Genomic DNA, 15186 nt, shown 5'->3' with positions numbered 1-15186 from the left:
TAGGCATGCAGAAAGAAAAACTTTCCGCTTTAATGGATGGCGAAACGCTGGATACTGAGTTGCTTAAAGAGCTGACTCACGACCCGGAAATGCAAAAAACCTGGGAGAGTTATCACCTGATTCGCGATTCCATGCGAGGTGATACCGCCGACGTTCTCCATTTCGATATTTCCGCCCGCGTTATGGCTGCCATCCAGGATGAGCCAGTACGTCAGACGGCGCCATTGATTCCTGAGGCCCAGCCAGCACCGCACCAGTGGCAGAAAATGCCATTCTGGAAGAAAATGCGTCCGTGGGCCGCGCAGCTTACCCAAATGGGGGTGGCTGCGTGTGTATCACTTGCAGTTATTGTTGGCGTCCAGCACTATAACGGTCAATCTGAAACGTCCCAGCAGCCCGAAACGCCGGTATTTAATACATTACCGATGATGGGTAAAGCCAGTCCGGTAAGCCTGGGTGTACCTTCTGACGCGACAGCCAGCGGCGGTCAGCAACAGCAGGTACAGGAGCAGCGTCGTCGTATTAATGCCATGTTGCAGGATTACGAACTGCAACGTCGACTGCACTCTGAACAGCTTCAGTTTGAGCAGGCGCAAACACAGCAAGCCGCTGTGCAGGTGCCAGGAATTCAAACTTTAGGAACGCAATCGCAGTAATGAAGCAACTTTGGTTTGCCATGTCACTTGTGGCTGGTAGCCTGTTCTTCTCTGTAAACGCCTCGGCCAATCCTGCGTCCGGGGCGTTGTTGCAGCAGATGAATCTGGCCAGCCAGTCGCTAACCTATGAGCTGTCATTTGTCAGCATCAATAAACAGGGTGTTGAATCCCTACGTTATCGCCATGCCCGCCAGGATAACCGTCCGTTAGCACAGTTGTTGCAATTGGATGGACCGCGCCGGGAAGTGGTGCAACGCGGCAATGAAATAAGTTATTTCGAGCCTGGGCTCGAACCGTTCACGCTGAACGGCGACTATATCGTTGATTCATTGCCATCCCTGATTTATACCGACTTCAAACGCCTTGCACCCTACTATGATTTTATTTCAGTAGGCCGCACTCGCATTGCCGATCGGCTCTGTGAAGTGATCCGCGTTGTCGCTCGTGACGGCACCCGTTACAGCTATATCGTCTGGATGGACACCGAAACCAAGCTACCGATGCGTGTCGATCTTCTCGATCGTGATGGCGAAACGCTGGAACAGTTCCGCGTCATCGCCTTTACCGTAAACAACGGCGTTAGCGACAGCATGCAGACGCTGGCGAAAGCCAATCTACCGCCGTTGCTGTCGGTTCCCGCGGGTGAAAAAACCAACTTCAACTGGAGTCCGTCATGGGTGCCGCAAGGCTTTAGTGAAGTCTCCAGCAGTCGACGTCCGCTGCCGACCATGGATAACATGCCGATTGAATCACGCCTTTATTCGGATGGCCTGTTCAGTTTCTCCGTGAACGTAAACCGTGCGACGCAAAACAGCACCGATCAACTGCTGCGAACCGGGCGTAGAACGGTCAGCACCAGCGTGCGTGATAACGCGGAAATTACGATAGTGGGCGAACTGCCGCCACAAACGGCGAAGCGTATCGCGGACAATATTAAGTTCAGGGCCGCACAATGATCAAAGAGTGGGCGACAGTCGTTTCCTGGCAAAATGGTCTGGCGACGGTCAGCTGTGATGTGAAAGCGTCATGTAGCAGCTGTGCTTCCCGGGCCGGGTGCGGGAGCCGCGTGCTGAATAAACTTGGACCGCAGACCACGCACACTATTGTGGTACCCAGCGATGAGCCATTGGCCCCTGGTCAAAAAGTTGAGCTGGGCATTGCCGAGAGGAGCCTGTTGGGATCGGCGATGCTGGTTTATATGTCTCCGCTGGCGGGGCTCTTTCTTTTCGCGGCGCTGTTCCAGGTGCTGTTTGGCTCCGACCTGGCAGCTTTAAGCGGGGCTGTACTGGGTGGCGTGGGCGGATTCCTGATCGCCCGCGGATATTCCCGTAAGCTTGCTGAACGTGAAGCCTGGCAGCCGGTCATTCTGAACGTTGCCCTCCCGCCCGATCTTATTCGCGTTGAAACCCAGCAGTGATATCTTTGCCTGATGGCGCTGCGCTTATCAGGCCTACCGCGTTTTCAGATGCAGGCGTAGGCCGGATAAGGCGTTTATGCTGCCATCCGGCAAAAGTTTCACCGACTTTGTAAGGTTGTTTCCAGTTCCCGCTATCCTTGCTCTATGAACGTTTCCTCGCCTCAGCGTTGTAGTGTAGAATGCGGCGTTTCACTTAAACAGACGTTAAGCTCAGATCAGCGACTTCTCAGAGCCTGCTCAGGCGGGCGTAAGGCACAATAATTACTCTATATGAAGAACATACGTAACTTTTCAATCATTGCTCACATCGACCACGGTAAATCGACGCTGTCTGACCGTATTATCCAGATCTGCGGTGGCCTGTCTGACCGTGAAATGGAAGCGCAGGTTCTCGACTCGATGGATCTTGAGCGTGAGCGCGGTATTACTATCAAAGCGCAGAGCGTGACGCTCGATTTCAAAGCATCTGATGGTGAAACCTATCAGCTTAACTTTATCGACACCCCGGGCCACGTCGACTTCTCATATGAAGTTTCCCGCTCGCTTGCCGCCTGTGAAGGCGCACTGCTGGTGGTTGACGCCGGGCAGGGTGTAGAAGCGCAAACGCTGGCCAACTGCTACACCGCCATGGAAATGGATCTGGAAGTGGTGCCGGTACTGAACAAAATTGACCTGCCAGCCGCTGACCCTGAGCGTGTAGCGGAAGAAATTGAAGATATCGTCGGCATCGACGCCACCGACGCAGTACGCTGCTCGGCGAAAACCGGCGTGGGCGTGACCGACGTGCTGGAACGTCTGGTGCGCGACATTCCGCCGCCGGAAGGCGATCCGGAAGGCCCATTGCAGGCGCTGATCATCGACTCCTGGTTCGATAACTACCTGGGTGTGGTTTCGCTGGTGCGTATTAAAAACGGCACCATGCGTAAAGGCGACAAGATTAAAGTGATGAGCACCGGTCAGGTTTATAACGCTGACCGTCTGGGTATCTTCACGCCGAAACAGGTTGACCGTACCGAGCTGAAATGCGGCGAGGTAGGTTGGTTGGTTTGTGCGATTAAAGACATCCTTGGCGCCCCGGTGGGTGATACCTTAACGTCTGCGCGTAACCCGGCAGAGAAAGCGCTACCAGGTTTCAAGAAGGTGAAACCGCAGGTTTATGCCGGTCTGTTCCCGGTCAGCTCTGACGATTACGAAAACTTCCGTGATGCGCTCGGCAAGCTGAGCCTGAACGACGCTTCCTTGTTCTATGAGCCGGAAAGCTCAACCGCGCTGGGCTTTGGCTTCCGCTGCGGCTTCCTCGGCCTGTTGCACATGGAGATCATTCAGGAACGTCTGGAACGTGAATACGATCTGGATCTGATCACTACCGCGCCGACCGTAGTTTACGAAGTGGAAACCACGGCGAAGGAGACAATCTACGTCGATAGCCCGTCCAAGCTGCCGCCGCTGAACAACATCTACGAACTGCGCGAGCCGATCGCCGAGTGTCACATGCTGCTGCCGCAGGCTTACCTTGGTAACGTCATCACGCTGTGTATCGAGAAACGTGGCGTACAGACCAACATGGTTTATCACGGTAACCAGGTCGCGCTGACCTATGAAATTCCGATGGCGGAAGTGGTACTCGACTTCTTCGACCGCCTGAAGTCGACCTCCCGCGGCTATGCGTCGCTGGACTATAACTTCAAACGCTTCCAGGCGTCTGACATGGTGCGTGTTGATGTCCTCATCAATAACGAACGTGTCGATGCGCTGGCGCTGATCACTCACCGCGACAACTCCCAGAGCCGTGGCCGTGAGCTGGTCGAGAAGATGAAAGATCTGATCCCGCGCCAGCAGTTTGATATCGCGATCCAGGCGGCCATCGGCACGCACATCATCGCGCGTTCAACGGTGAAGCAACTGCGTAAAAACGTTCTGGCGAAATGCTACGGTGGCGATATCAGCCGTAAGAAAAAGCTGCTGCAAAAACAGAAAGAGGGTAAAAAGCGCATGAAGCAGATCGGTAACGTCGAACTGCCGCAGGAAGCGTTCCTCGCCATTCTGCATGTCGGTAAAGACAGCAAATAATCTTAAGGAGTTGGCATGGCGAACATGTTTGCCCTGATTCTGGTGATTGCCACACTAGTGACGGGCATTTTATGGTGCGTAGATAAATTCATTTTCGCGCCAAAACGCCGGGAGCGTCAGGCAGCAGCGCAAGCTGCTGCAGGTGATTCACTGGATAAAGCAACGCTGAAAAAAGTGGCCCCTAAGCCGGGCTGGCTGGAAACTGGCGCATCCGTTTTTCCGGTATTAGCTATCGTGCTGGTGGTGCGTTCGTTTATTTATGAACCGTTCCAGATCCCGTCAGGTTCGATGATGCCGACGCTGTTGATTGGCGACTTTATCCTGGTGGAGAAATTCGCCTACGGGATTAAAGATCCGATTTACCAGAAAACGTTGATCGAAACCGGCCATCCGAAACGCGGTGATATCGTGGTGTTTAAATACCCGGAAGATCCGCGCCTGGATTACATCAAACGCGCTGTCGGTTTACCGGGAGACAAAGTGACGTACGATCCGGTGGCGAAAGAGGTGACTATTCAGCCTGGTTGCAGCTCCGGTCAGGCGTGTGAAAATGCGCTGCCGGTAACCTACTCCGATGTTCAGCCAAGTGATTTTGTGCAGACCTTTGCTCGTCGCAACGGCGGGGAAGCGACCAGCGGTTTCTTTGAAGTTCCGTTGAACGAAACGAAAGAGAACGGTATTCGTCTCACTGAACGTAAAGAAACGCTCGGTGAGGTAACGCACCGCATTCTGACCGTGCCAATCGCGCAGGATCAGGTAGGGATGTACTACCGTCAGCCTGGCCAGCAGCTGGCGACCTGGATCGTCCCACCGGGACACTACTTCATGATGGGTGATAACCGTGACAATAGCGCGGACAGCCGTTACTGGGGATTTGTGCCGGAAGCGAATCTGGTGGGTAAAGCGACTGCAATCTGGATGAGTTTCGACAAGCAAGAGGGTGAATGGCCGACCGGCGTGCGTTTAAGCCGTATTGGCGGTATTCATTAATTGCTAATAATCGTTCACGTTGTCGTCATTATGGCGACAACGTGAATTATTTCTCGGATAAATTCCCGCAGACTAACGACATCCCTTGTCGTTGTGTATAGAATATTCCCCCGAAGTTTTAGGTTGGCACCGACAGGTTGCCACGGCACACGAAACAGCGTTGGTTTGTATACAAAAGCATTCAGACGATGCCAGATGGCTAAGTGAATGACGTATATCAGGTCTGTTTCGTGTGCTGAATTGTTGACGCATTCATTTATTGGTATCGCATGAACCCCATCGTAATTAATCGGCTTCAACGGAAGCTGGGCTACACTTTTAATCATCAGGAGCTGTTGCAGCAGGCATTAACTCACCGTAGCGCCAGCAGCAAACATAACGAGCGTTTAGAATTTTTAGGCGACTCTATTTTGAGCTTTGTCATCGCTAATGCGTTATATCACCGTTTCCCGCGTGTGGATGAAGGTGATATGAGCCGCATGCGCGCGACGCTGGTTCGCGGTAATACGCTGGCAGAATTAGCCCGTGAGTTTGACCTCGGTGAATGTTTACGTTTGGGACCAGGCGAGCTGAAAAGCGGCGGTTTCCGTCGTGAATCGATCCTGGCGGACACCGTTGAAGCTTTGATCGGCGGCGTCTTCCTCGACAGCGATATTCAAACCGTTGAACAACTGATCCTGAATTGGTATCAAACCCGTCTGGATGAAATTAGCCCAGGCGACAAACAAAAAGATCCGAAAACGCGCCTGCAGGAATATTTGCAGGGTCGCCACCTGCCGCTGCCGTCCTACCTGGTGGTGCAGGTCCGTGGTGAAGCTCACGATCAAGAATTTACTATCCACTGCCAGGTCAGCGGCCTGAGTGAACCGGTGGTTGGCACAGGTTCGAGCCGTCGTAAGGCTGAGCAGGCTGCCGCCGAACAGGCGTTGAAAAAACTGGAGCTGGAATGAGCATCGATAAAACTTACTGCGGATTTATTGCCATCGTCGGCCGCCCGAACGTTGGCAAATCCACCTTGTTGAATAATCTGCTTGGGCAGAAGATTTCTATTACCTCTCGTAAGGCTCAGACAACTCGTCACCGTATTGTTGGCATCCATACCGAAGGCGCGTATCAGGCGATTTATGTTGATACCCCGGGCCTGCATATGGAAGAAAAACGTGCCATTAACCGCTTGATGAACAAGGCGGCGAGCAGCTCGATTGGTGATGTTGAGCTGGTGATTTTCGTTGTGGAAGGCACTCGCTGGACGCCGGACGACGAAATGGTGCTCAACAAGCTGCGTGATGGTAAAGCCCCGGTAATTCTGGCGGTGAACAAAGTAGACAATGTTCAGGAAAAAGCCGAGCTGCTGCCGCACCTGCAGTTCCTGGCCAGCCAGATGAACTTTCTCGACATCGTGCCGATCTCTGCCGAGACCGGTCTGAATGTTGATACCATTGCGGGTATCGTACGCAAGCATCTGCCGGAAGCAATTCATCACTTCCCGGAAGATTACATCACCGATCGTTCTCAGCGTTTTATGGCCTCTGAAATCATCCGTGAAAAGCTGATGCGTTTTCTGGGCGCTGAACTGCCGTATTCCGTCACCGTTGAGATTGAGCGTTTTATCTCTAACGAGCGCGGCGGCTACGATATCAACGGTCTGATCCTTGTCGAACGTGAAGGGCAGAAGAAGATGGTGATTGGCAACAAAGGGGCCAAAATTAAAACCATCGGTATTGAAGCGCGTAAAGACATGCAGGAGATGTTCGAAGCGCCTGTTCACCTTGAACTGTGGGTGAAAGTGAAATCCGGCTGGGCCGATGACGAACGCGCGCTGCGCAGCCTCGGTTACGGCGACGATCTCTGAGAATAACCCCGATGGAGGGCTGGCAACGCGCTTTTGTCCTGCATAGCCGCCCGTGGAGCGAAACCAGCCTCGTGCTGGACGTCTTCACGGAAGAATCGGGCCGCGTGCGCCTTGTAGCCAAAGGCGCGCGTTCCAAACGTTCTAATCTTAAAGGCGCACTCCAGCCTTTTACGCCGTTACTGCTTCGCTTTGGTGGACGTGGTGAGGTCAAAACCTTGCGTAGCGCCGAAGCCGTCTCTCTGGCACTCCCTCTAAGCGGTATTACGTTGTACAGCGGTCTGTATATCAACGAGCTTATCTCACGCGTGCTTGAATACGAGACCCGCTTTTCTGAACTCTTTTTCGACTACCTGAACTGTATTCAGGCGCTGGCAGGCGCGACGGGTTCGCCAGAGCCTGCCTTGCGTCGCTTTGAACTGGCTTTACTCGGTCATCTGGGTTATGGCGTGGATTTTACCCACTGCGCGGGTAGCGGTGAGCCGGTAGATGACACCATGACCTATCGCTATCGGGAAGAGAAAGGATTTATCGCAAGTGTCGTGATTGATAATGCCACCTTTACCGGACGCCATCTGAAAGCGCTTGAGTCGCGTGAATTTCCGGATGCTGATACGCTTCGCGCTGCGAAACGCTTTACCCGCATGGCGTTAAAGCCGTATCTTGGTGGTAAGCCGTTAAAAAGCCGGGAACTGTTCCGGCAATTTATGCCAAAACGCGCAGTAAAAATTAAAAATGATTAACGAGGATTGTCATGGCTGAATTACTGTTAGGCGTCAACATTGACCACATTGCCACTTTACGTAATGCTCGCGGCACCGCATACCCGGACCCGGTTCAGGCGGCGTTTATCGTTGAACAGGCGGGCGCAGACGGCATTACCGTGCATCTGCGTGAAGACCGTCGCCATATTACCGACAGAGACGTGCGTATTCTGCGCCAGACGCTGGATACCCGTATGAATCTGGAAATGGCGGTAACCGAAGAGATGCTGGCCATTGCCGTTGAGACGAAGCCGCATTTTTGCTGCCTGGTGCCGGAAAAACGCCAGGAAGTTACCACCGAAGGTGGTCTGGACGTCGCCGGTCAACGCGACAAAATGCGCGACGCCTGTAAACGCCTGGCGGATGCTGGCATTCTGGTTTCGCTGTTCATCGATGCCGACGAAGAACAGATTAAAGCCGCTGCTGAAGTTGGCGCGCCGTTTATTGAAATTCACACCGGCTGTTACGCTGATGCGAAAACTGACGCGGAACAGGCCAGCGAACTGGCGCGTATCGCCAAAGCGGCGACCTTTGCCGCAAGCCTTGGCCTGAAGGTGAATGCGGGTCACGGCCTGACGTACCACAACGTTAAAGCCATCGCGCGGATCCCGGAAATGCACGAACTGAACATCGGTCATGCCATTATCGGACGCGCAGTGATGAGCGGTCTGAAAGACGCGGTAGTAGAAATGAAACGCCTGATGCTGGAAGCGCGTGGCTAATGGCGATTTTGGGATTAGGTACGGATATCGTGGAGATTGCCCGCATTGAAGCGGTGATCTCCCGCTCCGGTGACCGTCTGGCAAGACGCGTGCTCAGCGACAACGAATGGGCAATCTGGGAGACGCATCAGCAGCCGGTGCGTTTTCTGGCGAAGCGTTTTGCGGTTAAAGAAGCGGCAGCAAAAGCCTTTGGTACGGGTATCCGCAACGGCCTGGCATTCAACCAGTTTGAGGTTTTCAACGACGAGCTCGGTAAGCCGCGTCTGCGGTTATGGGGAGAGGCGTTAAACCTGGCGGAAAAACTCGGCGTCGCCCATATGCATGTGACGCTGGCCGATGAGCGTCACTACGCCTGCGCCACGGTGATTATTGAAAGTTAGATTTTGTCCGCGTGATGCATCTGGACGAATTTATCCCACAACTGCTCTTCACTCTCTAAATGTGCCGGATCTTTCAAAATAGTATTGGGGATCGGGCACACCTTCTGGCAGGTTGGCGTGTCGTAATGGCCTACGCATTCCGTACATTTGTCGCTGTTAATCTCGTAAATGCTGTCACCCATCGAAATCGCCTCATTCGGGCATTCAGGTTCGCACATATCGCAATTGATACACTTTTTAGTGATTAACAGGGCCATCAGGAAACTCTCAAAACATCACAAATCGGGCGGGCATTATACGCGCATTCTTTGCTCAGACCAGTTTTTTTACCAGCGCTTCGCTGTGACGAATGCGTTCCGGGGCATGCTCCAGATCCTGCTGCACCAGCGCCATAAACAGTAAATCGGTGAGCATCATTTGCGCGTGGGTGGAGGAGATCGCGGCGCTGCGCGTGGCCTGTTCCTCGGCAATCGTATACAGACAATGACTTGCGCGTTGCTGCAGGGCATTGGGCGTAAATCCGGTGATGGCGAGAATTTTGGCCCCGGTACGCAGCGTTTCATCTGCCGCCAGATTAAGTTCGCGGCGCTCACCGGTGTACGAAATAGCCAGCAACAAATCGTCTGGAGAAAGCGCCTGCACCGTCGCCAGCAGGGCGTGCATATCACGTTCGACTACCGCGTTAAAACCAATCTTCAACAGCTTCCAGGCAAAGTTCTGCGCGACCAGACCCGATGCGCCAATACCGGTCAGAATAATACGTCGGGCAGAGCGCAACATCGTGACGCTCTCCAACAGTTTTTCTTCGCTGTTAATATCCAGCGTCGCATGCATCGCCGCCACGTTCTCCTGAATCAGCTTTTCGCCCACCAGACGCATCGGGTCATCACCCCGAATCTGGTTATGCACCGGAACAGAATGGGGGTTGGGATTACTGGCCAGCGCTTCGCTAATCGCCAGTTTCAGTGCCGGAAATCCTTTAAAACCCAATTTTTGCGCGAACTTCACTACGCTGGACTGGCTGACGCCCGCTTCGAAGGCCAACTGCTGTGAGCTGAGATGACGCGCGGTATCTGGTTGAGCAAGGAGATAATCCGCAATTTTTTTATCGCTTTGCGCGAGATCCGGGTAACGCTGACGAATGCGAATTAAACAGTTCATGCTGTCTCCTGGCGAAAACGTGATGGCGATTACAAAACAAAATTTCCCTCGCCTGGATGAATATAATATTCCATTATGACAGATTATTATGAATTAAAAATTCCTAAGGACCAAAAAATGAATCTCGGTGCATTAGTTTCAGAAACCCGTAACCCTCAGACCATGGATCTTGATGCGCTCTCCACGCTGGAGTTGGTTCATCGTTTTAATCAACAGGATACGCTGGTAGCACAAGCAGTAAAAGCCACTCTTCCTGACGTTGCGCGAGCGGTCGATGCGGCGGCGGATGCGCTTAAAGCGGGCGGACGCATTATATACATGGGCGCGGGTACCAGCGGGCGTCTTGGCGTGCTGGATGCCTCTGAATGCCCACCAACTTTCGGCGTACCGCACGGTCTGGTGGTTGGCCTGATAGCCGGAGGGCCGGGCGCGTTGCTGAAGGCGGTTGAAGGCGCGGAAGATAACCCGCAGTTAGGTGAAGACGATCTGCGTACGCTCAACCTTACTCCAGAGGATCTGGTGGTTGGTCTGGCGGCGTCAGGTCGTACGCCGTATGTGATTGGTGGGCTGAAATATGCCCGGACGGTAGGCTGTACAACGGTGGCGATTTCCTGCAATCCGGATTCTCCTATTGCTCATGAAGCGGATATTGCCATCTCCCCCGTGGTAGGGCCGGAGGCCCTGACGGGGTCAACACGACTGAAATCCGGTACCGCGCAAAAACTGGTGCTCAATATGATCTCCACCGGTGCGATGGTGAAGTTTGGCAAGGTGTATCAGAACCTGATGGTGGATATGCAGGCAACCAACGTCAAACTGGTCGATCGGGCGTGTCGCATGGTGGTCGAGGCCACTGGCATTGCGCGTGAGCAGGCGCAAGCTTTGTTAAAGCAGACTGACTTTGAGGTTAAACCCGCCATTTTAATGGCGCTCACCGGCCTGGACGCCGCTGCCGCCCGCGAAAAGCTTGCCGCTCACCAGGGTTTTTTACGCGCGGCGTTAGAACGCTAAGAGGTGTATATGGATAAGACGGCGGTGCTGGCCAGCGACATTCTGCTGGGCGTTGGCGGAGAGAAAAATATTCTGCGCCTGGAAAACTGTATGACCCGTGTCAGGGTGGAAGTCCGGGATGAGGCTCAGCTCGATGTATCCCAACTCAAGCAACTGTCCGGCGTCAGCGGCTACGTGAAGCAGGGCGCGCAGCACCAGATTATCGTCGGCCCCGGGAAAGCCGCCAGGGTGGTGGATGCTATGCGCGCCCTGATTGCCGATGGCGGCGAGCGCACCGATGCGCATGATATCGAGCGCACGAAGTCAGCGGCTAAAGCGAAATACAAAGCGCCGATGAGTGATGCGCTGCGTAAGCTGGCGAACGTCTTTATCCCTCTTATTCCGGCGTTTATCGCCTCCGGTTTAATTACCGGCATTATTAACATCCTTAAGCGACCGGATATCGTCGGGGATTTTGCGACCCACTATCCGAATTTACTTGGACTGATGGGCATATTTGGCAGCGCCGTGTTTGCCATTATGAATATTCTGGTCGGGGTGAATACCGCTAAAGTGTTTGGTGGTTCTCTGGCGATGGGCGGAGTGATGGCGGGGATCCTCTCCAGTCCGCAATTGGCGCAAATTACCCTGTTTGGCGAAACGCTGCAGCCGGGGCGCGGCGGGGTAATCGCCGTGCTGTTGGTGGTAGCGTTGATGTGCTGGATCGAACGCAAATTCCGCGAACTGCTGCCGGAATCACTGGAACTGATCCTTAACCCACTGCTGACCACCATTATTACCGGGGCTATTGCGATAGTGGCGCTGCAACCGTTGGGCGGTTGGATTTCCGAATCTATCGCTCACGGCGCATCCTGGGCTATCGATCGCGGCGGTTTTCTGGTCGGCGCTATACTGGCGGGAACCTTCCTGCCGCTGGTGCTCACCGGACTTCATCAGGGGTTAGTGCCTATCCACGTCGAACTGGTGCAGGCGCATGGTTATAACGCGCTCTTCCCAATCCTTGCAATGGCGGGTGTTGGGCAAATCGGTGCAGCGATTGCGGTGCTGATGAAAACCCGCAACGCACGACTAAAAAAGGTGATCAAAGGGGCGTTGCCGGTTGGATTGTTGGGGATTGGCGAACCGCTGATTTTTGGCGTTACGCTGCCGTTGGGTAAGCCGTTTATCTGTGCCTGTCTTGGCGGAGCGGTAGGCGGGGCGCTGATAAGCTACTGGAAAGTGGCGACGGTTATCACCTTTGGTATCTCAGGATTACCGCTGGCATTAACGATTGTTGCCGGAAAAGTGATGTTCTATCTGTTAGGCTATCTGGTAGCAGTTATTGCCGGGTTTCTGTTTACCTGGCTATTGGGGTTCAACGATCCAGAGGAATAAAGTTTGACCAATCACCAGCGCCGCGTTGTCTTTTTTGATTTGGATGGCACGTTACATCAGCAGGATATGTTCGGGAGTTTTATACGTTATCTGCTGCGTCGTCAGCCGCTGAACGTGCTGCTTGTGCTGCCTCTGTTACCGGTGATTGCGCTGGCGTTGTTGATAAAAGGACGCGCGGCCCGCTGGCCAATGAGCCTGCTGTTGTGGGGATGCACTTTTGGTCGTAGCGAGGCGCGTCTGAAAGCGCACCAGGCCGATTTTGTACGTTGGTTTCGCGATAACGTGACGGCGTTTCCGCTCGTACAGCAGCGGCTGACCACTTATCTGTTAAGTTCTGACGCCGACATCTGGCTTATCACCGGCTCCCCACAGTCGCTGGTGGAGCAGGTTTACTTTGATACCCCGTGGCTACCGCGCGTCAATCTGATCGCCAGTAAAATGGCGCGAGGATATGGTGGCTGGGTGCTGCCTCTGCGTTGTCTGGGGCATGAGAAAGTGACACAGCTGGAACGTCAGATTGGCGCGCCGCTGCAACTTTATAGTGGTTATAGCGACAGTAAGCAGGACAACCCGCTGCTCTCTTTTTGCCAGCATCGCTGGCGCGTCACGCCGCGTGGGGAACTGCAACAACTCGAATAGAGTAAACGATAGCGTCTGTGTATAATGCGCCCGCTTTGATTACTGGAGTTATCCCCTTTGTCTGAAGTTGAATTTAGCCACGAATACTGGATGCGTCATGCTTTAACGCTGGCTAAGCGCGCCTGGGATGAGCGTGAAGTCCCGGTGGGCGCAGTATTAGTGCATAATAACCGCGTCATTGGCGAAGGCTGGAACCGGCCGATTGGTCACCATGATCCCACGGCCCACGCTGAAATTATGGCGCTGCGTCAGGGCGGCCTGGTGCTGCAAAATTACCGTCTGTTGGATGCCACGTTGTACGTCACTCTGGAGCCGTGCGTGATGTGTGCCGGTGCGATGGTGCACAGCCGTATCGGCCGGGTGGTTTTTGGCGCGCGCGATGCGAAAACGGGGGCGGCGGGTTCATTAATTGACGTGCTACATCACCCTGGAATGAATCATCGGGTTGAAGTGACAGAGGGAGTCCTGCGGGATGAATGTGCCACGCTGCTCAGCGATTTCTTTCGTATGCGTCGTCAGGAAATTAAAGCCCTGAAAAAATCCGCCAATGTGTAAATGCTGGTCTGATTGTCTGATGTTTATCAGGCCGATAAGACTACTTTTCCTCTTTCTTTTGCGCTGAAAACAGCAGGGAAGGGGAGTGCGTCAGGTAGTTTGACGACGTTTGAGACAGAAACGCGGAAAGCGGGAATTTCTCTTTACCTAACAACTCCGCGGGGGACACCGCCGGGTAATCCTGCGCCAGTTGCTGCGTTTCCTGCGCCTGCTTTTCTTTTTCTTGCAGATATCCCACCAGGCTTATCTGGTATTTACGGATATTTTCCACATAGGCGTAGGCTTCATGACCACGTGCATAACCATAGGTCAGCTTGTTGTAATACGGCTTTTGGCTGAGCAGCGGTAGACGCTGTTTTACATCGGACCAGCTATTCGGATTGCCTTTGGTTTTGACCGTCAGCGCCCGCGCGTCCAGCATATGCGCATAACCCATATTGTAGGCGGCAAGCGCAAACCAGATCCGTTCTCCTTCCGGGACGGTATCCGGCACTTTACTCATCATATCCTGCAAATAACGCGCGCCGCCGCTGATGCTCTGTTCGGCATCGGTACGGTCAGTCAGCCCGAGACTCTGGGCGGTATTTTTGGTCAACATCATCAGTCCGCGTACGCCGGTCGGAGAAGTGGCCTGCGCGTCCCAGTGCGACTCCTGATAAGAGATCGCGGCAAGCAGTCGCCAGTCTATTTCCTGCGCATACTTCTCAAACAGCGGCTTGAGGTCTGGCAACACGCTGTCTACGGCGCGCAAAAAGGTGCGGGTGTCGACATAGTCAAAATCATCGCCATGCCCAAGATATTTCTCTTCCAGTCTTGCCAGGGAACCCTCTTCGTTCATGGAATTAAAGAAATCCAACAGGGCAGCGGCCAGCGTATTGTCATCGTCCAGACGACTAAACCAGGTCACCGGCTGTTCGTCGGAGACGTCCAGCGCGACGGCCAGCTCTGGGTGTACGCGTTGGTACAGGCTGATGGCGACGGAATCGGCAATGGTGTAATCCAGCTTACCGGCGATGACATCATCAAGTAGTTCAGTGGTGCCCTTTTTGTCATCCACTCTCCAGCTCAGGTCGGGAAATTTTTTCTCTTTTAGCTGCTGGAGATCGTTAACCACCACATGCCCCGGGGCGATAGTCAGCTGATTTTCATTCACGCTAGCCAGGGTTCGGGGGCGATATTGCCCAACCCGATACACCAGTTGTTGTGACACCGAGTAATAGGTCGGGCCGGGCTGGTAATTTTTCACCCGCTCGCTGTTATACACCAGACCTGCGGCTAACAGATCGGCATTACCGTTATCCAGGTCGTCAAACAGCTGGCTGATGTTCTGGCGCACGGTGATTTTTAACTTCACGCCTAAATAGTTGGCGAACGCCTGGGCCAGTTCATAATCCAGACCGAATTTTTTGCCGTTGAGGGTCGCATAAGTTAATGGCGAGTCAATGGTACTGACGCGCAGTTCTCCCCGCGACTGAATAGCGGCGATACGATTTTCGGCTTTACCGAACCAGGGAATAGATGGCCAGAGGGCCGCTGCCAACAACAGCGTTAATATGCCGATGAACAGATAATTAATCTTTAATTTTTTCAATTAGTTA

The 15186-nt window shown here is 53.7% G+C and carries 17 protein-coding genes; 14 read left to right on the top strand and 3 right to left on the bottom strand.

The window, feature by feature from the left end; genetic code table 11:
• Nucleotides 1–5: 5 nt before the first annotated feature.
• The 10 genes from rseA (at nucleotide 6) to acpS (ending at nucleotide 8848) form a co-directional block, all read left to right on the top strand.
• Nucleotides 6–656: an anti-sigma-E factor RseA gene (gene rseA / locus OGV69_RS22715; protein ID WP_008785497.1), complete on the top strand. Its 651-nt coding sequence runs from the start codon at nucleotides 6–8 to the stop codon at nucleotides 654–656.
• Nucleotides 656–1612 (top strand): sigma-E factor regulatory protein RseB, encoded by a 957-nt coding sequence (gene rseB / locus OGV69_RS22710; RefSeq protein ID WP_038642710.1) that lies wholly within the window; start codon nucleotides 656–658, stop codon nucleotides 1610–1612. The genes rseA and rseB overlap by 1 nt, the downstream gene beginning before the upstream one ends.
• Nucleotides 1609–2073, top strand: a complete 465-nt coding sequence (gene rseC / locus OGV69_RS22705; RefSeq protein WP_042306646.1) for a SoxR-reducing system protein RseC — start codon at nucleotides 1609–1611, stop codon at nucleotides 2071–2073. Before rseB ends, rseC begins: the two co-directional genes overlap by 4 nt.
• 270 nt (nucleotides 2074–2343) lie before the next feature.
• Nucleotides 2344–4143 carry a translation elongation factor 4 gene (gene lepA, locus OGV69_RS22700; protein ID WP_038642706.1) on the top strand — a complete coding sequence of 600 codons (1800 nt, stop codon included), beginning with the start codon at nucleotides 2344–2346 and terminating at the stop codon, nucleotides 4141–4143.
• Between the two features lie 15 nt (nucleotides 4144–4158).
• Complete coding sequence (gene lepB, locus OGV69_RS22695) at nucleotides 4159–5133, top strand: signal peptidase I (protein ID WP_038642704.1); 975 nt, start codon at nucleotides 4159–4161, stop codon at nucleotides 5131–5133.
• 269 nt (nucleotides 5134–5402) lie between these two features.
• Complete coding sequence (gene rnc / locus OGV69_RS22690; protein ID WP_003037579.1) at nucleotides 5403–6083, top strand: ribonuclease III; 681 nt, start codon at nucleotides 5403–5405, stop codon at nucleotides 6081–6083.
• A complete protein-coding gene (era, locus tag OGV69_RS22685) occupies nucleotides 6080–6985 on the top strand; it encodes a GTPase Era (protein ID WP_038642702.1) in 906 nt (301 codons plus the stop codon). The genes rnc and era overlap by 4 nt, the downstream gene beginning before the upstream one ends.
• An 11-nt stretch (nucleotides 6986–6996) precedes the next feature.
• A complete protein-coding gene (recO, locus tag OGV69_RS22680) occupies nucleotides 6997–7725 on the top strand; it encodes a DNA repair protein RecO (RefSeq protein ID WP_038642700.1) in 729 nt (242 codons plus the stop codon).
• 11 nt (nucleotides 7726–7736) lie between these two features.
• On the top strand, nucleotides 7737–8468 hold the full coding sequence (gene pdxJ / locus OGV69_RS22675; RefSeq protein WP_003838383.1) for a pyridoxine 5'-phosphate synthase: 732 nt from the start codon (nucleotides 7737–7739) through the stop codon (nucleotides 8466–8468).
• Nucleotides 8468–8848, top strand: coding sequence for a holo-ACP synthase (gene acpS / locus OGV69_RS22670; RefSeq protein ID WP_038642698.1), 381 nt, complete (start codon nucleotides 8468–8470; stop codon nucleotides 8846–8848). Before pdxJ ends, acpS begins: the two co-directional genes overlap by 1 nt.
• On the opposite strand, the gene OGV69_RS22665 is transcribed toward acpS, so the two are convergent.
• Nucleotides 8845–9105, bottom strand: a complete 261-nt coding sequence (locus OGV69_RS22665) for a YfhL family 4Fe-4S dicluster ferredoxin (protein WP_038642696.1) — start codon at nucleotides 9103–9105, stop codon at nucleotides 8845–8847. The two genes, acpS and OGV69_RS22665, sit on opposite strands and share 4 nt — an antisense overlap.
• A gap of 55 nt (nucleotides 9106–9160) precedes the next feature.
• Nucleotides 9161–10009 carry a MurR/RpiR family transcriptional regulator gene (locus tag OGV69_RS22660; protein WP_038642693.1) on the bottom strand — a complete coding sequence of 283 codons (849 nt, stop codon included), beginning with the start codon at nucleotides 10007–10009 and terminating at the stop codon, nucleotides 9161–9163.
• A 117-nt stretch (nucleotides 10010–10126) separates the two neighbouring features.
• Here OGV69_RS22660 and murQ point away from each other — a divergent pair, with 117 nt between their 5' ends.
• From murQ to tadA, 4 genes are read left to right on the top strand one after another with little or no spacing between them, the layout of a single operon-like run.
• Nucleotides 10127–11020, top strand: coding sequence for an N-acetylmuramic acid 6-phosphate etherase (murQ, locus tag OGV69_RS22655; protein WP_069324433.1), 894 nt, complete (start codon nucleotides 10127–10129; stop codon nucleotides 11018–11020).
• Between the two features lie 9 nt (nucleotides 11021–11029).
• Entirely contained in the window at nucleotides 11030–12394 is a 1365-nt protein-coding gene (locus tag OGV69_RS22650; RefSeq protein ID WP_069324434.1) for a PTS transporter subunit EIIC, read from the top strand.
• Nucleotides 12395–12397: 3 nt separating this feature from the next.
• The gene (gene yfhb / locus OGV69_RS22645; protein ID WP_038642689.1) at nucleotides 12398–13033 is read left to right on the top strand and encodes a phosphatidylglycerophosphatase C; all 636 of its coding nucleotides are present in this window, start codon (nucleotides 12398–12400) and stop codon (nucleotides 13031–13033) included.
• A gap of 57 nt (nucleotides 13034–13090) precedes the next feature.
• On the top strand, nucleotides 13091–13588 hold the full coding sequence (gene tadA / locus OGV69_RS22640) for a tRNA adenosine(34) deaminase TadA (protein ID WP_069324435.1): 498 nt from the start codon (nucleotides 13091–13093) through the stop codon (nucleotides 13586–13588).
• Nucleotides 13589–13628: 40 nt separating this feature from the next.
• Here the strand turns inward: tadA and mltF are convergent, their stop codons facing one another.
• Entirely contained in the window at nucleotides 13629–15179 is a 1551-nt protein-coding gene (gene mltF / locus OGV69_RS22635; RefSeq protein ID WP_069324436.1) for a membrane-bound lytic murein transglycosylase MltF, read from the bottom strand.
• Nucleotides 15180–15186 lie beyond the last annotated feature (7 nt).

Source organism: Citrobacter sp. Cc139, from assembly GCF_030334645.1.
GTDB classification, from domain to species: Bacteria; Pseudomonadota; Gammaproteobacteria; order Enterobacterales; family Enterobacteriaceae; genus Citrobacter; species Citrobacter werkmanii.
The sequence above is the reverse complement of the archived record's forward strand: the minus strand, read 5'-3'. Positions and strand labels throughout refer to the sequence as shown.